Origin of the sequence: Paenibacillus sp. UNC451MF (genome assembly GCF_000686845.1) — a bacterium.
Taxonomy (GTDB): Bacteria; Bacillota; Bacilli; order Paenibacillales; family NBRC-103111; genus Paenibacillus_S.
The window spans coordinates 61,861-79,082 of sequence record NZ_JMLS01000018.1 but is presented as its reverse complement, the minus strand read 5'-3'; the positions used below and the strand labels follow the sequence as shown (position 1 = coordinate 79,082).

The following is a 17,222-nucleotide window of genomic DNA, read 5'->3' as shown; positions in this document are numbered from 1 at the left end:
AATAAACATTGATTATATCTCATTCCACGTCCGGATCAACCGAACGGGAACTTCATTCCTTTACCAAGCTTGCCCTTCAGGTTTTTCAAAGCTTTTGGTCCTTTAGGTCCCATCATGCTTGAAAACTGCTTCATCATTTTGCGCATATCGTCAAACTGCTTAATGAATCGGTTCACATCCTGCACAGAGTTTCCGCTTCCCGCAGCAAGTCGTTTGCGTCTGCTTGGGCTCAGCATGTCCGGATTTTGCCGCTCTTCCTTCGTCATGGATTTCACGATGGCAGCGATCCGAGCCATTTGCTTATCATCTACCTTAAGATCCTTCATGCCCTTCATCTTATTAGCTCCGGGCAGCATATCCAAGATTTGATCCAAAGGACCGAGCTTTTTAACCTGCTCCATCTGGTCTAGGAAATCATCAAAGGTAAACTCCGCGGTGCGCATTTTGCGCTCCATTTCCTTGGCCTTCTCAGCATCAATTCCCGCCTGAGCTTTCTCGATCAGTGTGAGCATGTCGCCCATACCAAGAATTCGAGAAGCCATCCGATCAGGATGGAAAGGCTCAAGAGCATCTAGCTTCTCGCCAATCCCCGCGAATTTAATCGGGCATCCAGTTACTGCTTTAACTGAGATAGCCGCACCACCGCGTGTATCTCCATCCAGCTTAGTAAGTACTACACCCGTTAGTTCTAGCTGCTTGTGGAAGCTCTCCGCAACATTAACCGCATCCTGCCCTGTCATGGCATCTACGACGAGGAGAATCTCATCAGGACTAATAGCCGCGACGATTTGCTTCAATTCATCCATTAAAGCTTCGTCGATATGAAGTCGTCCTGCAGTATCGACGATTAAATAATCGTTACCGTTATCCTTGGCATGCTGCAAAGCATTTTTCGCAATTTCTACGGGGCTTACTTGATCCCCCATAGTGAATACGGGAACCTTCAATTGCTCGCCTAGAACCTGCAGCTGCTTAATGGCTGCCGGACGGTAAATATCGCCTGCGGCTAGCAGTGGACGATGGTTTTGCTGAAGAAGCATCTTAGCCAGCTTACCCGTTGCCGTTGTTTTACCCGCGCCCTGCAATCCGACCATCAACACCACTGTCGGAGGTCGATTCGATCGAGCCAGCTTGCTTTGAGAACCGCCCATAAGCTCCGTGAGCTCTTTATTTACGATATCTACAACAACCATTGCCGGTGTAAAGCTCTCGAGTACTTCCTGTCCGATAGCGCGCTCCTTCACCTTAGCGATGAATTCCTTCACTACCTTAAAGTTCACATCCGCCTCAAGGAGCGCGAGACGAACTTCACGAAGCGCCTCGTTAACATCGTCTTCCGTTAGCTTTCCTTTGCCTCTCAGCTTGCTGAACACATTCTGCAGTCGGGTCGCTAATCCTTCGAATGCCATGCGAATTCACCTCTTGAGCGTTACTTATCTATCTTAGAAACTTATTCAGTGTTTTAATTGATTCAGTCGCCCGATTACCGATCAATCGAGATTACTCAGTCGATGCAGCAGCGTCTGTGCCTGCTCCCGCTCTTCACCGGATAATCCGGTCAAAAGAGGTTCGAATTTCTGAGTTAGCTGCTGTCTTTCCTCATGCTTAGCAAGAAGCTTCAGCTTAAGCTCGTAATCCTCCAATACGGACTCTGAACGTTTTATATGCTCATATACCGCTTGACGGCTAATTTTGAATTCAGCAGCAATTTCACCAAGCGAATAATCATCGTGAAAATATAGTTTGCAGAACAACTGCTGTTTCTCAGTCAACAGCTTCTCGTAGAAGTCAAACAGCAAATTAATGCGGTTTGTCTTCATCAGTGCATTTTCTTCCGTCACAGTGCCCCGCCTCCGTTAAGGTAAAACACTTTACAGGACCAACAGAACCTATAATACCCAAAACGGAGAATGATGTCAAGCTCTTTTCCTTGTCACTAGATAATAAGAGGAAAACACTAGGATTTTGCTGTCTCGTCCTCTTGCTTTTCACTTTCAGGAATCCAGCGGCTGAATAACGCATGTACAAATTGATCGGAGTCAAACGGCTGTAAATCATCCATTTTTTCACCAAGTCCAACGAACTTCACAGGAAGATTCAGCTCCTGACGGATCGCAACGACGATACCGCCTTTTGCCGTACTATCGAGCTTAGTCAACACCAACCCGGTAAGGCCTGTCTTCTCATCAAAGAGCTTGGCTTGACTCAATGCATTTTGACCAGTGGTTGCATCGAGCACGAGGAGCACCTCATGCGGAGCTTCAGGAACCTCACGACGGATAACGCGGTAAATTTTGTTAAGTTCGTCCATCAGGTTAACCTTGTTCTGCAAACGTCCTGCTGTATCGCACAACAGAACATCAACTCCGCGGTTTTTAGCCGCATGCAGTGCGTCGAACATGACTGCTGCCGGATCCGATCCCGCCTGCTGCTTGATAACGTCAACGCCAACGCGCTGTCCCCATACTTCCAACTGCTCGATAGCTCCTGCGCGGAAGGTGTCCCCAGCAGCAAGAAGCACTTTCTTACCCTGCGACTTCATATGGTGAGCCAGCTTGCCGATGGTTGTCGTCTTGCCCACACCGTTCACACCTACGAACAAAATGACAGTAAGGCCTGAATCCGCCATTTTTAGAGATGCGTTCTCTTCGCCCTTCAGCAGTTGAATAATCATTTCAGTCAAAATAGGCTGAAGCTCGCTTGGCTCCTCGATTTTTCGTTTGCGAACTTCCGCGCGCAGATCTTCTACCAACTTCATCACCGTATTGACCCCTACATCTGCACCAATCAGAATTTCTTCGAGCTCCTCGTAGAAATCTTCGTCGATTTTTTTGCGTCTGCTGAACAAATCTTCTACACGTTCTACCAGCACATCACGGGTTTTTGATAAGCCTTCTTTAAACTTATTCGTTACGGCTTCGGCTTTGGAAGAAATACTTTCTTTTAATCGTTTAAAAAAACTCATCGGGCAATAGCCCCTTTCTCTATACTTTTCTCTTTAACAGCTTCAGAACATGTGTAATCAAGAACAGATCAGCTTGCTATAATCGCTTCATCCTCTTCAAGTCGGACGGAGACTAGCTTGGACACGCCGCCCTCTTCCATCGTCACACCATACAGTACATCCGCTTCTTCCATAGTACCTTTACGGTGAGTAACAACGATAAATTGGGTTTGCTCGGAAAATTCGCGTAAATATTCTGCGAACCGCGAAACGTTAGCCTCATCCAAGGCCGCCTCAACCTCATCGAGCACACAGAATGGCACTGGCTTCACGCGAATGATCGAGAATAAAAGAGCTATGGCAGTGAGGGCCCTTTCGCCTCCGGACAGCAGCTGCAGATTTTGCAGTTTCTTCCCTGGCGGCTGGGCAACAATTTCTATACCGGTGTCTAGAAGATTGTCCGGCTCGGATAAAATCAGATCAGCTCGACCTCCGCCAAACAACTTGGCAAACACGACAACAAAATGAGAGCGGATGGCATCGAAGGTGATCCGGAATCGTTTGGACATCTCTTCATCCATTTCCCGGATGACTTGATACAATGTCGTTTTGGCTTCCACCAAATCATTCTTCTGCTCACTTAAAAACTGGAATCGCTCATTGACTCTCGCAAATTCCTCAACCGCCCCCAGATTGACTTCGCCCAGCACTGCGATATCGCGTTTAAGCTCCCGCACCTGGTTTTGGGCGCCCAGTACATCCTCAGGAACCGGAAAACGCTCTTTGGCCAGTTCATAGCTAAGCTCGTAATCATCGGCAAGTTTCTTCAGCAAGTTTTCAAGCTCGACATCCAGGCGATTCACACGCACCTCTGTTTGGTGCAAGTGTTCTTCAGTCTGACGCAGCTGATTGCGCTCTTCCCTTGTCTTGTTCTCTTCTTGCTCCAGCTTGGCCTGCCATTGTGCCCGTTCAGCACGCTTTAGTTCCAGCTGCACGGTGCACTGCTGCTTCTTCAGCTTGAGGCTGTTTAACAGCTCGATCTGAGTAACCGATTCTTGATCATGATTAGCCATATCCTGTTCCAATTGCACAACCAGTCTTCGATTTAAATCCAGCTCATTATGTAATTGTGTCAACTCCGACAAACTGCGACGTTCCTGATCTAACAACGATTGCTTCTCCTGAGATTGAGAGGCAACTTTAATCTTCAAATCAGTCAGTTGAGTTTGAAGCTCTTCCTTGGCAAGCTCACCTGCTTTGCGTGCAAGCTCCGCTTCACGAATGGCTTGCTGAATGACGGCTTCTTCTTTCGTTAGTCTCTCCAAGGTTTTCAAAGCATTCGCTTGTCGCTCCGATAGCTCTTTACGCTCTGTATCCAGAGCATCACCGTCTTCGCTGTAAAGCGTCAGCTGCTCAGCAACCTGCTTAGCCTCTTGCTCCATAGGCTGAAGTCCTGCACGGATTTGCTGCTCTTCAATCCTCAGGGTTTCCCCCTCTTGACGCAGCTCTTCCAGAAGTACAGACTCTGCTGCAATCTCTTTACGCACCTGTTCAGCCTTCATTCGAAGCTGCTTGAGCTGTTCTTCAGAAACATTAATTTCTTTATCCATTTCTTCAATTTGGCGCTGACGGCTCAGCAGGCTAGTCGTCTTCTTCTGCTGGCTTCCTCCCGACATTGAACCACCAGGGTTCACAACGTCACCTTCCAGCGTAACAACACGATAACGGTATTGCACTTTCGCTGCAATCCGGTTGGCGATTTCCAATTGACTCGCAATAATCACATTGCCGAGTAAACTACCGACAATTTGACGGTAGGTGTCTTCAAATTGAACTAGATCGACACCAATGCCGACAAATCCTTCCATCCCTTCAATCGCTCTTCTTTCGGAATCCGGAATTGAACGCCCGCGGATAACATCCAGAGGGAGGAATGTAGCTCTACCAAGCTGACGACGCTTCAAAAATGCGATTGCCTCACGACCGTTCGCTTCACTGTCGACAACTACATGCTGCAGAGCTCCTCCCAATGCCGTTTCTACAGCGATTTCAACATGAGCAGGAACTTTGACCAATTCCGCCACAGCACCGCGTATTCCTCGTAAATCATTGCGGTCCTTTGCCTTAAGCACTTCCTTAACGCCATGCATAAAACCGTCATAATCATTCGCCATTTCGCGCATCGTATCCCGACGGGAAATCATTGAATCCAGTTTTTGTTCCCATTTGCGAACCGTTGACTGCGATTCCTCGGAAAGAAGCTGCTTCGATTTTAAACCTTGACTCAATTCGATATATCGATTTCGGGCTTCCGCTATTTTCTCAATGACGTTAGTCAGCCGCTCTTCTAAGCCCCGTTTGCGCTCAGATATGCTATCCTGCTGATCTTTCCATTTACGATGCTCATCACCAAGCCTGTCCAGCCTTTTAGACAATCCCTCAAGCTGCTGCTCCGCGTATCGGACCTCGTTGCGGGCATTGGCCATCTGATTCAACGTTTCGAGCAATTCACCCTTCAAGCGATCTTCCTCAGCGCTGCTGATTCCCCCTGCTACGCCAAGCAAACGATCCTCCTCAGCCTTGAGCTTTGCTTGAAATTGAAGCACCTCTGCCGAGATAGCTGCAAGCTTCTCCCTTACTTCGGAAAGCTCAACTTCCTTCTCAGCTGAACGAGCCTCTTGAAGCGTAACATTTTGAGTGAGCTGGGCTTGATTGGAAGCGTAATTCTTTTTACGCTCCTTGAGAACCTCTCCTTGTCCTTCGCACTTCTCAAAGTCTTCGCTCAGTTGAAGAAGCTGGGCTTGCAGCCGTTCTATGTCCTCCTCCAGTCTGCGAGTTTCCCAACGATGCTTCTCCAAGTGGGCATCATGCTGGCCGACAATAGCCGCCAGCTCCAGCTGTTCACGCTTAAGCTTGTCCAGCTTTGTATTCGTTTCTGTCCAAGAGCTGTATATTTGTTCAATCTGATAAACATACATCGCGATTTCGTTCTTCTTCAGCAGCTCTCTGAGCTCTTTGAAGCGCACCGCTTTTTCCGATTGGATTCGCAGTGGCTCAATCTGATCCTCGAGCTCAACAACTAAATCATGAATACGAAGCAGATTTTGTTCTGTTTCCTGAAGCTTCTTTTCGGTTTCGCGTTTTCGCGATTTATATTTTACGATCCCTGAGGCTTCTTCAAATATGCCACGGCGATCCTCCGATTTCGTACTTAAAATTTCTTCGATTCGTCCCTGTCCGATAATGGAATAGGCTTCTTTTCCGATCCCGGTATCCATAAACAGCTCTGTAATGTCCTTCAACCGGCACGCCTGTTTATTAATAAGATACTCGCTGTCCCCACTACGATGTACACGTCGGGTCACAGTCACTTCATTAAAATCCAGCGATAGCGCTTGATCCGTATTATCCAGGGTGAGCGATACTTCACCATAATTGACCGCTTTACGCGCATCACTTCCGGCAAATATAATATCCTCCATCTTACCGCCACGCAAGCTGCGGGCGCTTTGCTCTCCCAACACCCAGCGGATGCCGTCGGAGATGTTGCTTTTGCCACTGCCGTTTGGACCTACCACGGCTGTAATTCCTTGAACGAATTCAAGCTCGGTTCGATCGGCAAACGATTTAAAACCGGACAGCTCAATACGCTTTAAAAACATCGTCTCACCTCAACGCTATTGTACCACAGATTCCCTATCCGTAGAATAAACTCCCATTGTCAATCTAATTCCGCCCATTAAATGAACCGAGGCTTAAAGTATTTACCAAAAAAAAGAAAAATGCACCGCCGGCAACCCTTAAGCTGCCACCGCTGCATCCTTCTTGCTTTGTTATGCTATTGGATATTGACTTTCAACGCTTCCAACGCCTGCGCTGCGGCATGCTGTTCGGCCTCTTTCTTGGAACGGCCGGAGCCTTGCCCCAAAAGCGTTTCATTCACAAGAACCTGCGCTACAAATTCACGCTCATGGGCTGGTCCGCGCTCATCAACGATTCGGTATTCCAGTAAGCCCATGTTGTGCTGCTGCGTGTATTCCTGCAAATGGGTTTTGAAATCAACCGTAAGCAGTTTGCCTTGATGCGGCAAATTCGGAAACACATGCTTCCTAAGGAAGGTCGTCACCACTTGAAGTCCTTGATCCAAATACAAAGCACCGATAAACGACTCGAACACATCGGCAAGCAACGCTGGCCTCGTTCTACCACCGGTCAGCTCTTCGCCTTTGCCTAACAGTACATAAGAACCGAACTCGAGTTCTTCGGCAAATCCAACTAAAGAAGGCTCACAAACAATTGAAGCTCTTAATTTAGTCAGTTCTCCTTCGGAACGTTCCGGGTACGCATCGAATAAATATTCGGATACGGTAAGCTCTAGGACTGCATCGCCCAAAAATTCCAACCGCTCATTATCCTTGTAATTTCCGACTCGATGTTCATTTACATAGGATGAGTGGGTAAACGCCTGCCTTAATAGCTCGGGTTTGCGAAACGTAATATTTAACGCCGCCTGAAGCTGCTTCAGGTTTCGATGCATGCCTTCACCACCTAATCGGACATTCCCGTTCATTAGTTATCACGCGTCTCGTGGCGGAGTGATTTTATTGCTCAAACTTTTTCAAAATAATGGTGGCATTATGGCCGCCAAAACCGAACGAGTTCGACATTGCAACCTTCACATTCGCTTGACGCGCTGTATTTGGTACATAGTCCAGATCACACTCAGGATCTTGGTTGTCCAAATTAATTGTCGGAGGAATAAACCCGTTCTTCAAGGTCAATCCGCAGATCAGTGCTTCGACACCGCCTGCGGCACCAAGCAAGTGTCCTGTCATCGACTTGGTAGAGCTGACGGCCACTTTATACGCATGATCACCAAGCGCCTTCTTAATAGCCGTCGTTTCAGAACGGTCACCAACAGGCGTAGATGTTCCATGAGCATTAATGTAATCAATCTCTTCCGGTGCAATACCAGCATCCTTGATGGCTTTTGCCATACAGCGGGCAGCTCCATCAGGATCTGGATCGGTCATATGATAAGCATCTCCGCTCATTCCATACCCGATAACCTCACCATAAATTTTGGCCCCGCGTTTTTGCGCGTGTTCCAAGGACTCGAGGATCAAAATGCCGGATCCTTCGCCCATCACGAAACCGTCTCGATCCGTATCGAATGGACGACTCGCTTTTGCAGGCTCTTCATTGCGGGTCGACATAGCACGCAGTGCACAGAAGCCTGCTACGCCCGTAGGACTGATTGTCGCTTCGGCACCACCGCAGATCATAACATCCGCATCGCCGCGCTGAATCATTTTGTATGAGTCTCCAATGGAATGAGTACCTGTCGCACATGCAGTTACTGCCGTGCTATTAGGACCCTTTGCACCCGTCATCATTGAGATTTGGCCGGATGCCATATTTGCAATCATCATCGGGATGAAAAATGGACTTACTCGCTTCGGTCCTTTTTCCAACAATATTTTGTGCTGCTCTTCCCATGTCGACAAACCGCCGATACCGGAACCTACATATACACCGACACGCTCGGGGTCTGTATCTTCCTTGACGTTAAGACCGGCATCTTGCAGCGCGGACAAACTTGCCGCTACCGCAAATTGTACGAATCGGTCCATACGACGAGCTTCCTTCTTATCGAAATACTGCTCAGGATTAAAGTCTTTGATCTCAGCAGCAATGCGCGTTGGATATTCACTCACATCGAACAACTCAATCATACCTACCCCGGATTTACCTTCCATTAGGTTTGCCCAGAATGTTTCAAGATCATGTCCCATGGAGGTCATGACGCCCATACCTGTTATGACAACTCTTTGCATCCTTTAATCCACCTCTATCTAAAATAACAATGTTATGTAATTATTCGTTATTGTTGCTAGAATTGTATCCATCTTGCGGAGACTGAATGGAGATAAGTCCCGTTGAAATAACCTAACGGGACTTATACCAATTAAGTATGAGATTTTATGTACTCAACTACTTGACCTACTGTAGTTATTCTCTCTGCATCTTCATCAGAGATTTCCATATCAAACTCATCTTCCAGTTCCATGACAAGCTCTACAACATCTAGAGAATCAGCGCCTAAATCATCTTTAAAAGATGCTTCGAGGGACACTTCTGCCTCATCAACACCAAGACGATCGATGACGATACGTTTCACGCGATCTAAAACATCGGACATCCGGTTCACCTCCTCCTTTGGTATTATACTTAACTTATGGACAAATTGCCAGAGCAAGCGCAAGTTCCGCAGAAAAAAACAATTTTTGCGAATATTCTTACAATGACTCTAAAACAATTTTTACCCTTACATATACATGCCGCCATCCACATGAATCGTTTGGCCGGTCATGTAAGAAGCATCATCGGATGCAAGGAAGCGTACCGCTTTAGCGATATCCCCTGGTTGTCCAAGACGAGCCAATGGGATTTGCTGAAGCAGCTGTGAACGGGTATCTTCAGACAATTTATCTGTCATATCCGTCTCTATGAAGCCTGGCGCAACAGCGTTGACAGTAATGCCTCTAGAGGATAATTCCTTCGCAGCAGCCTTTGTCATACCGATAACGCCCGCTTTGGCAGCAACGTAGTTAACTTGACCTGGATTACCCAGTGCACCGACAACGGAGGAAATGTTGATAATGCGGCCATAACGCTGCTTCATCATCGGACGCGTTGCCGCTTTAACGCAGTTGAACACACCCTTCAGATTCGTAGCTATGACCTCGTCAAATTCCTCTTCCTTCATACGCATAATCAAATTATCTCTCGTGATGCCAGCATTATTCACTAAAATATCCAGCTTGCCGAATGTTTCCAGCACCTGCTTGAACATGTCATCAACTTCTTGAGAAGAAGCAACATTCGCCTTAATCTTTACGGCTTTACGGCCCATGCCTTCAATCAAACTAACAACTTCAGCAGCTGCAGCCTCGCTTCCAGCATAGTTCACAGCCACATCGGCACCCGCTTCAGCCAGCGTAAGAGCGATAGCTCGGCCAATGCCTCGTGATGCTCCAGTTACTAACGCTACTTTTCCTGTTAACATCGTACCTCTCCTTTTCAGCTTTCTTGTTCGCTACCCATAGCCAAAGTACAGCTTAGTTGGTAGTTTCCAACTGGAACTGATCCAGCGCTTCTTTGCTGTTAATCGAATACAATTTGACGGATTTATCGATTTTTTTAATCAAACCGTTCAGTACAGTTCCAGATCCGATCTCGACAAAAGTATCCACACCTTGTTCAATCAGCCAGGCAACGCTATCTTCCCATAATACGGAGGAATGCACCTGCTCTACGAGCAGCTCGCGGATGGATTCAGGATCTTGAACGGGACGTGCAGTCACATTAGCAACCACAGGCACCAACGCTGTCTGCATTGGGACATTAGACAGCACATCCGATAACCGCTCGGAGGCGGGTTTCATTAATGAAGAGTGAAACGGACCGCTGACTTCCAAAGGAATTACGCGTTTAGCGCCAATCTCTTTGCCGCGCTCCACCAAACCTTGTACCCCTTCCTTGCTCCCGGATACTACAATTTGTCCTGGGCAATTCAGATTGGCCAGTTCAACCACTCCAACCTCGCTTGTCAAAGCAGCACAAAGCTGTAGAAGAGACTCTCTTTCGCCTCCAAGCACGGCAGCCATAGCGCCTTGTCCACTAGGTACAGCTTGCTCCATAAATTCTCCACGAGCACGAACCGTACGGACAGCGTCCTCAAAGCTAAGCACACCGGCAGCAACTAAAGCACTATACTCGCCCAAGCTGTGCCCGGCCAAAAAGTCCGGCTTCAAGCCTTTTGCTTTGAACAGCTCTAGGTAGGCAATGCTTGTCGTAAGTAGTGCAGGCTGAGTATGATATGTAATTTTCAATTCCGCATCTGGACCTTCAAAGATAAGGGTAGACAAAGAATAACCAAGTGCCTTATCAGCTCTATCGAAAACATCTTTCGCTGCTGTATCAGATTCAAAAATATCTCGGCCCATGCCTACGCTTTGAGCGCCCTGTCCTGGAAATACAAAAGCCACTTTTCCCATATAACAAACTCCTTTCGTTGCGCTTCGCCCGGTTGATCTCACACACTCATCGCCCAGGCAAAACGCTATCTAACTACCAAACAATAACGGACGCTCCCCAAGTCAGACCGCCGCCAAAGCCTACCAACACAATGCAGTCGCCTTCGTTGACTCTTCCAAGCTCCACTGCTTCTGCCAGAGCAATCGGAATGGACGCCGCAGACACATTGCCATATTTGTCCAAGTTAATCATACACTTGTCTTCGCTCAAATCCAAGCGGTTTAAAGCCGATTGAATAATTCGGATATTCGCTTGGTGAGGCACTAATAAATCAATGTCTTTTTTCTCCATACCTGCTTTACGCAAGGCTTCTTCAGCTGCGTTGCCCATTATCCGTACTGCAAACTTGAAGACCTCACTGCCCGCCATATATATAAAATGCTGCTTATTTTCAATAGATTGAGGCGATACAGGACAACGTGATCCACCACCGCTAATTCGAAGCAACTCGCCACCCGAACCATCTGCACCTAATTCGAAGGATTTGAACCCGCGACCTTCTGGTACAGCTCCCAATACAACTGCTCCCGCTCCATCACCGAATAGGATACAAGTATTGCGATCGGTATAGTCCGTAATTTTGGATAAACATTCAGCACCGACAACTAAAGCATATTTATAAGTCCCTAAAGCAATAAAATTGGATGCATTAGCCAAGCCATAAATAAATCCAGAACAAGCAGCCGATAAATCGAATGCAGCAGCCTTTTTGGCTCCCAGCTTTTCTTGTAAAATACATGCCGTAGAAGGAAAAGCCATATCAGGAGTAATGGTGGCTACAATAATCAAGTCGATCTGTTCAGCACTTATACCGGCCGCATTCAATGCTTTCAGGGAAGCCTCATACGCCAAGTCTGATGAAGCTTGCTCGGCATTAACCAACCTGCGTTCACGAATCCCTGTACGTGTAACAATCCATTCATCGTTGGTCTCAACCATTTGTTCCAATTCGTGATTCGTCAGTACCCGTTCAGGTACATATTTTCCTGTACCGATAATGCCCACCGGTATTGAGCTCATAGGTCACATCTCGCTTCCATTACTAATTTCCTTTGAAATACTTGGTACCAGATCATTCTGAATAGCAATACGCGCTTGTCTAACGGCATTTTTGATAGCCATAGCATTGGAAGAACCATGGCTCTTTAACACAAGTCCGTCTATTCCCAATAAAGGCGCGGCGCCATGCTCGGCATAATCAAATGAACTGCGGAATTTCATCAAGCCTGGCTTAAGAATGACTGCAGCGAGCTTAGTCAAGAAGCTTCTTTTCAATTCCGTTTTTAAAGCTGAAAAAATAGTGGAGGCAGCTCCTTCTATGGACTTCAGCATGATGTTGCCTGCAAATCCATCGCAAACCATAACATCGCATGGACCATTTAGCACTTCTCTGGATTCCACATTCCCTACAAAATGAATAGGAGCTTGTTCGAGCAAAGCATACGCTGCCTTGGTCAATTCATTTCCTTTCATTGCTTCCGTGCCAACATTAAGCAGTCCGACCCGTGGCTTAGCGATCCCTTCCACCTTTTTACGGTATATACTGCCCATAATGGCATATTGCATCAATTCTTCAGCGCTTGAGTCCATGTTGGCACCCAAATCGAGAGCAAGCATGCCTTTTCCGTCCAAGGTAGGAATCATTGGCGCCAGCGCCGGTCTGCTAATGCCCTTCATACGACCGACAACGAGAACCCCCATTGTCATCAAAGCTCCCGTATTGCCTGCAGAAATCATCGCATCGGCTTCTTTTTCCCGGACCATACGACCTGCTACAACCATAGAGGCATCTTTTTTACGTCTTACTGCTTTCACTGGTTCATCATCGGATTCAATCTTTTCACTTGCATGACGAACCTCTAGATTAGCAGGCTTTGCATTTCCCAGAATAGCTTCTATCCGGGCTGAATCTCCAACCAATATTACGGTTGTGTCGCTCCATTCACGTGCTGCTTCAATAGCTCCAGCTACAACGACATCGGGGGCATGGTCTCCGCCCATTGCATCAATCGCAATCCGCATCAGGCTCTCCTCCCTCCGAACGATCTCTTGTTGAGTGATATATAATAAAATTCCCCTGGAAAACAACTTCTTCCCCGATGTAAGTAAACACTTCCACCTTGGCCTTGCCTTTAGAAATTGAACGAACGTAAGCTTTAGCAATGCACTTTTCGCCCAGCTTTACAGAGCGGACAAAACGAATATCAGCTGCTGCAGTTAAGGCAATTTGATCATTAATTAGTGCAACTGCCAAGGAGTTCGCTTGGGAGAAAATATGGTGTCCGCGTGCGATCTTCGTTCTTGAAAAAACGTGTTCTTCTTTAATTTCGAACATGGAAATACCGCTCTTGTCCAACTGCAGATCGATTACATCCCCAATGACCTCATGCAGCGGCAAAGAACGAACCTGATCGTACGATTGCTCGGCCATCAACTTGATCCGCTCACGCAGCTCTGGAATACCGAGCTCCAAGCGATCCAACCGAATCGTCTGAATGCTGACTTGGAAGGTTCGCATCAATTCTTCATCCGTAATAAAAGGGTTTTCCTCAATGGCTCCGGCCAACTGCTGCTGGCGTTGTCGTTTAGGAAGGCGTTCGATGTCCGACACCACCTTTACCTTAGTATACATCTCATGATCATTTATATATCTTGAACAGGAACGCTCAAATAATCCCTGTATAAGTATCTTGCTCTTGACTCCACGCGCTTTGCCGTGTACTGTCCTTGCAGGCTTTCTCGCGAAAACCTGTACGTTCCCTATTCCGAAAAAGCGGATGTTACAACCGATCAACGGACCTTGGTACTCTGAGCTGGATATCACTATATCTTATGACCAAGTAATAAGAGATAGTATAATGGATTGTATGCCAAAAGGGAAGCACAAAAATAGCACTTCACCCTAAAAGATGAAGTGCTACCATTTTGCTGATATCATCCATTATTGCTTGATGATCTCTCTTTTTTTGTAAGATCCACACACTTTGCAAACGCGGTGAGCCAATTTCAATTCACCACAGTTGTCACACTTTACCATGCCTGGAACTACTAATTTAAAGTGAGTACGGCGCTTGTCGCGACGTGTTTTGGATGTTCTCCTTTGAGGTACTGCCATATTCCCACCTCCTTCAACGAATTCAACAAACATTAAACCGTTATTGCTTAAAAAAATCCGCCAGACCGGCTAGCCTCGGATCCGTCGTGTCCTGCTTGCAACCGCAAGCCCGCTGGTTCCGGTTCTCACCGCAAACAGGGCATAATCCTAAGCACCCTTCCTCGCACAGCGGTACGTACGGCAAAGCTACCAGTACATTTTCAATCAAGTAGGGCATCAACTCTATCTTCTCATCCGTAACGAAGATAATATCTTCATCCTCGTCGTCCGGTTCTGAATCATCTGCAGCGAGAGCAAACGTTTCATGAAAAGGAATTTCTAGCCTTTGCTTTACCGGTTCCAAGCAGCGGGAACAAGGTTGTTCCACATCAATCCCCAGATCTCCGGTTACCTCAGCCGCTTCGCCGTTATGACGAGCTTGCAGATGTATCTGCAATGGACCGAAGCTGAGCAAATCAGTGCGATTCTTCAAAACATCGGTCAAATCGATGGTTTCATCAATATGTACCGTTTCTGCTTTCTTCGCCAACTCTTTTAAACGAATGAACATGAGTATCACCCCAAACAAACAAAGATTATTATAGCGATAATCCTTCTATTTTGTCAACATTTTCAGATCATGCTATAGTGAAACATAATGAAATCATTACCAAAGTGTGTACAAGGAGCTAATATGAAAACGGTCGGACTTGTTGTAGAATACAACCCCTTGCATAACGGTCACTATTATCATTTCCAACAATCGAAAAACGTATCTGGCGCCGATGCCGTAGTTGCCATCATGAGCGGGCACTTCCTGCAGCGTGGCGAACCGGCTATGGTGAACAAATGGGCACGTGCTGAAATGGCTTTGCGTATGGGTGTAGATCTCGTGCTGGAGCTCCCTGTAGCCTATTCAACACAGCCGGCTGAATGGTTTGCTTTTGGCGCAATATCCGCTCTAGACGCTACCGGCGTTGTGGACTTCCTGTGCTTTGGGAGCGAAAGCGGGGACATTGACTGGCTTCACCAGGTCGCCAATGCCCAACACGAAGAATCTCCCGTGTTCCACGAGCTTCTACAGCAGGAGTTAAAGGCCGGGATCCCTTATCCCGCTGCCTATGGTAGAGCGATAAGCCGGTATATACCGGGCACAGATGCTACCGAGCTTGCAAAGCCTAACAATACGCTCGGCCTTCATTATCTCATAGCTCTTAAACGTTTGCATAGTCGTATTGAGCCTCTAACCATTACACGCCAAAAAGCCAGCTATCATCAGACTGACATAACCGATCAACAAATCGCTAGTGCTACAGCTCTTCGGCACATGTTATTCGAACAGCAAAAGCTTGAAGATATTGCACCTTATGTTCCTACAAGCACGATGGAAGTGCTAACACGCGAGTGGAGCAAGAGCCGCGCCCCTTTAGGATGGGAGCATTATGCTAAGCCTCTGCTGCTGCAGTTGATGAATCATAGTGCCGCTGAGCTCGCTGAATATCATGAGGTTACCGAAGGGCTCGAACACCGTATTAAACAATCCTTGCCTTCCCTTTCAACAAGCTCTAATCATGTTGTAGAAGACTTGTTAGGATTGCTTAAGACAAAACGCTACACAAGAACCAAGCTTCAGCGTATGCTGTTAAGAATTTTACTTAACCATTCAAAGCCTAAGCTGTCAACAGCCCTGATTGGTCAAGGCGTTCCCTATTTGAGGGTGCTCGGCTTTAGCGAACAAGGCCGCGAACTGCTCCATTGTATGAAAAAAACGGCGAAGGTTCCGGTAGTCACTAAAGTAACTTCATTACCTAAACCTTCTCCGTTGTTGGAACTGGATATCCAAGCCACTTCGGTATATGCACTCGGCTACCCTGCGGCTACCGAACGCGATCTGTTCCGAGATTATTTTGAACCTCCAATTAGAATCTAACTGGTCTTTGTTTCCTTGGGCGGGAGATTGTCCATATACTTCAGCGCATCCTCCAAAGTGCCTACAGGCACGATCTTCATCGAGGTATGAATATCCTCCGCCCTTTTCACTGCATCCGTGTAATTATTAATCCGTTGTTTCCCATCTGGGGTGACATAATCCTTCGGTGCAAAAAAGATTTCTGCCCCCGCCTTATCAGCAGCTATTATTTTATGTTGAATGCCGCCAATGACACCAACGGTGCCCTTTTCATCAATTGTCCCCGTACCGGCGACCCTATAGCCTTTTGTAATATCTTCCGGAGTCAGTTTATTAATGATTTCCATCGTGAACATCAACCCTGCTGAAGGCCCGCCGATGTCGCCTGCCTTAATCGAGACCTGCTTTGTTTCATCGTCTGACTTAACGCTTTGGACATTGGCCGGAACGACACCTAGTCCTACTCTACGAACGTCTTGGCTGGCTCCCTCATCAGGCGGAAGTAAAGCCAATTGAATCGACTGGGTCTTCGTTATTTTTTTCCGCTTGTAGGTGATGGATACTGAATCTCCTTCTTTTTTGCTCTTCAGTATATTTTGCAGTTCCTCTTTAGCGTGAATTGGCGTATCGTCCACATTGACTATATAGTCTCCGGGTTGTAGCACCTCGTGCGCCGGAAAATCTTTAAATACCTGCACGATAACTACACCGTCCGTGCTAATTTTATAAGGAATACCCAAATTATGATAGGCTGCCTGAATGGCACTAGATTGGGAGGATAGCATATTAACTTCCTGACGCTGTGAATACTCTTCCTCCGATTCGTCTTTTTGCAGCAGCTCCTTTTTCAGGTGCAGCTCTTCATAAGGACGAATGAACGAGAGCAGGTAGCTAAATACGGTAGCGTCGCTTACTCTCACGGTCGTTAACATAAAAGCGCCTCGTTCCTCATAATTGCTTTGCTTCACATGAACCATTGGCTGAATGACTTCAGCGGTACCTGCAGAATAAATAAATAGCGGAAGCGGCATGAAATAGACGCCATAAACTAATGCGATAGCAATAAAAACGGAAACGACGACTCGTGAGGCGCGTTTCAAATGTCTGGTATCTTCCATCCTTCTCCCCCTCAAGCCCATATGAGCGAAGGCCTCTTAACAGCAGGCGTTCTTTGT

At 47.0% G+C, this 17,222-nt stretch carries 16 protein-coding genes; 1 reads left to right on the top strand and 15 read right to left on the bottom strand.

Features of this window, described 5'->3' with window-relative positions:
- Positions 1 to 35 precede the first annotated feature (35 nt).
- The 14 genes from ffh to BP97_RS0118245 all read right to left on the bottom strand — a co-directional run bounded on the left by ffh (position 36) and on the right by BP97_RS0118245 (position 14,709).
- Complete coding sequence (ffh, locus tag BP97_RS0118310) at positions 36 to 1,409, bottom strand: signal recognition particle protein (protein WP_028550396.1); 1,374 nt, start codon at positions 1,407 to 1,409, stop codon at positions 36 to 38.
- A gap of 81 nt (positions 1,410 to 1,490) precedes the next feature.
- Positions 1,491 to 1,841: a putative DNA-binding protein gene (locus tag BP97_RS0118305; protein ID WP_028550395.1), complete on the bottom strand. Its 351-nt coding sequence runs from the start codon at positions 1,839 to 1,841 to the stop codon at positions 1,491 to 1,493.
- A 116-nt stretch (positions 1,842 to 1,957) separates the two neighbouring features.
- Entirely contained in the window at positions 1,958 to 2,965 is a 1,008-nt protein-coding gene (gene ftsY, locus BP97_RS0118300; RefSeq protein WP_028550394.1) for a signal recognition particle-docking protein FtsY, read from the bottom strand.
- Between the two features lie 68 nt (positions 2,966 to 3,033).
- Entirely contained in the window at positions 3,034 to 6,606 is a 3,573-nt protein-coding gene (gene smc, locus BP97_RS0118295) for a chromosome segregation protein SMC (RefSeq protein ID WP_028550393.1), read from the bottom strand.
- A gap of 176 nt (positions 6,607 to 6,782) precedes the next feature.
- Positions 6,783 to 7,481: a ribonuclease III gene (rnc, locus tag BP97_RS0118290; RefSeq protein ID WP_028550392.1), complete on the bottom strand. Its 699-nt coding sequence runs from the start codon at positions 7,479 to 7,481 to the stop codon at positions 6,783 to 6,785.
- A gap of 64 nt (positions 7,482 to 7,545) precedes the next feature.
- Positions 7,546 to 8,781: a beta-ketoacyl-ACP synthase II gene (gene fabF / locus BP97_RS0118285; RefSeq protein WP_028550391.1), complete on the bottom strand. Its 1,236-nt coding sequence runs from the start codon at positions 8,779 to 8,781 to the stop codon at positions 7,546 to 7,548.
- A gap of 131 nt (positions 8,782 to 8,912) precedes the next feature.
- Positions 8,913 to 9,146 carry an acyl carrier protein gene (gene acpP / locus BP97_RS0118280; RefSeq protein ID WP_028550390.1) on the bottom strand — a complete coding sequence of 78 codons (234 nt, stop codon included), beginning with the start codon at positions 9,144 to 9,146 and terminating at the stop codon, positions 8,913 to 8,915.
- A 126-nt stretch (positions 9,147 to 9,272) separates the two neighbouring features.
- Entirely contained in the window at positions 9,273 to 10,013 is a 741-nt protein-coding gene (fabG, locus tag BP97_RS0118275; protein WP_028550389.1) for a 3-oxoacyl-[acyl-carrier-protein] reductase, read from the bottom strand.
- Positions 10,014 to 10,065: 52 nt separating this feature from the next.
- Complete coding sequence (gene fabD / locus BP97_RS0118270; RefSeq protein WP_028550388.1) at positions 10,066 to 11,004, bottom strand: ACP S-malonyltransferase; 939 nt, start codon at positions 11,002 to 11,004, stop codon at positions 10,066 to 10,068.
- Between the two features lie 73 nt (positions 11,005 to 11,077).
- Complete coding sequence (locus tag BP97_RS0118265; RefSeq protein WP_028550387.1) at positions 11,078 to 12,064, bottom strand: beta-ketoacyl-ACP synthase III; 987 nt, start codon at positions 12,062 to 12,064, stop codon at positions 11,078 to 11,080.
- 3 nt (positions 12,065 to 12,067) lie between these two features.
- A complete protein-coding gene (gene plsX / locus BP97_RS0118260; protein ID WP_028550386.1) occupies positions 12,068 to 13,066 on the bottom strand; it encodes a phosphate acyltransferase PlsX in 999 nt (332 codons plus the stop codon).
- The gene (fapR, locus tag BP97_RS0118255; RefSeq protein ID WP_051620742.1) at positions 13,050 to 13,676 is read right to left on the bottom strand and encodes a transcription factor FapR; all 627 of its coding nucleotides are present in this window, start codon (positions 13,674 to 13,676) and stop codon (positions 13,050 to 13,052) included. The genes plsX and fapR overlap by 17 nt, the downstream gene beginning before the upstream one ends.
- A 309-nt stretch (positions 13,677 to 13,985) precedes the next feature.
- Positions 13,986 to 14,159 (bottom strand): 50S ribosomal protein L32, encoded by a 174-nt coding sequence (rpmF, locus tag BP97_RS0118250; protein WP_028550384.1) that lies wholly within the window; start codon positions 14,157 to 14,159, stop codon positions 13,986 to 13,988.
- A gap of 40 nt (positions 14,160 to 14,199) precedes the next feature.
- Positions 14,200 to 14,709 (bottom strand): YceD family protein, encoded by a 510-nt coding sequence (locus BP97_RS0118245; RefSeq protein ID WP_028550383.1) that lies wholly within the window; start codon positions 14,707 to 14,709, stop codon positions 14,200 to 14,202.
- Between the two features lie 123 nt (positions 14,710 to 14,832).
- On the opposite strand from BP97_RS0118245, the gene BP97_RS0118240 reads away from it, so the two are divergent.
- Positions 14,833 to 16,068, top strand: coding sequence for a nucleotidyltransferase (locus BP97_RS0118240; protein ID WP_028550382.1), 1,236 nt, complete (start codon positions 14,833 to 14,835; stop codon positions 16,066 to 16,068).
- On the opposite strand, the gene BP97_RS0118235 is transcribed toward BP97_RS0118240, so the two are convergent.
- Positions 16,065 to 17,165 carry a SepM family pheromone-processing serine protease gene (locus BP97_RS0118235; RefSeq protein WP_028550381.1) on the bottom strand — a complete coding sequence of 367 codons (1,101 nt, stop codon included), beginning with the start codon at positions 17,163 to 17,165 and terminating at the stop codon, positions 16,065 to 16,067. The genes BP97_RS0118240 and BP97_RS0118235 overlap by 4 nt on opposite strands.
- Between the last annotated feature and the right edge of the window lie 57 nt (positions 17,166 to 17,222).

Bases quoted from the DNA above. Each gene is read 5' to 3' on its own strand.
- ffh (WP_028550396.1), bottom strand. From the start codon at position 1,409: ATGGCATTCGAAGGATTAGCGACCCGACTGCAGAATGTGTTCAGCAAG.
- ftsY (WP_028550394.1), bottom strand. From the start codon at position 2,965: ATGAGTTTTTTTAAACGATTAAAAGAAAGTATTTCTTCCAAAGCCGAA.
- smc (WP_028550393.1), bottom strand. From the start codon at position 6,606: ATGTTTTTAAAGCGTATTGAGCTGTCCGGTTTTAAATCGTTTGCCGAT.
- rnc (WP_028550392.1), bottom strand. From the start codon at position 7,481: ATGCATCGAAACCTGAAGCAGCTTCAGGCGGCGTTAAATATTACGTTT.
- fabF (WP_028550391.1), bottom strand. From the start codon at position 8,781: ATGCAAAGAGTTGTCATAACAGGTATGGGCGTCATGACCTCCATGGGA.
- acpP (WP_028550390.1), bottom strand. From the start codon at position 9,146: ATGTCCGATGTTTTAGATCGCGTGAAACGTATCGTCATCGATCGTCTT.
- fabG (WP_028550389.1), bottom strand. From the start codon at position 10,013: ATGTTAACAGGAAAAGTAGCGTTAGTAACTGGAGCATCACGAGGCATT.
- fabD (WP_028550388.1), bottom strand. From the start codon at position 11,004: ATGGGAAAAGTGGCTTTTGTATTTCCAGGACAGGGCGCTCAAAGCGTA.
- BP97_RS0118265 (WP_028550387.1), bottom strand. From the start codon at position 12,064: ATGAGCTCAATACCGGTGGGCATTATCGGTACAGGAAAATATGTACCT.
- plsX (WP_028550386.1), bottom strand. From the start codon at position 13,066: ATGCGGATTGCGATTGATGCAATGGGCGGAGACCATGCCCCCGATGTC.
- fapR (WP_051620742.1), bottom strand. From the start codon at position 13,676: ATGTATACTAAGGTAAAGGTGGTGTCGGACATCGAACGCCTTCCTAAA.
- rpmF (WP_028550384.1), bottom strand. From the start codon at position 14,159: ATGGCAGTACCTCAAAGGAGAACATCCAAAACACGTCGCGACAAGCGC.
- BP97_RS0118245 (WP_028550383.1), bottom strand. From the start codon at position 14,709: ATGTTCATTCGTTTAAAAGAGTTGGCGAAGAAAGCAGAAACGGTACAT.
- BP97_RS0118240 (WP_028550382.1), top strand. From the start codon at position 14,833: ATGAAAACGGTCGGACTTGTTGTAGAATACAACCCCTTGCATAACGGT.
- BP97_RS0118235 (WP_028550381.1), bottom strand. From the start codon at position 17,165: ATGGAAGATACCAGACATTTGAAACGCGCCTCACGAGTCGTCGTTTCC.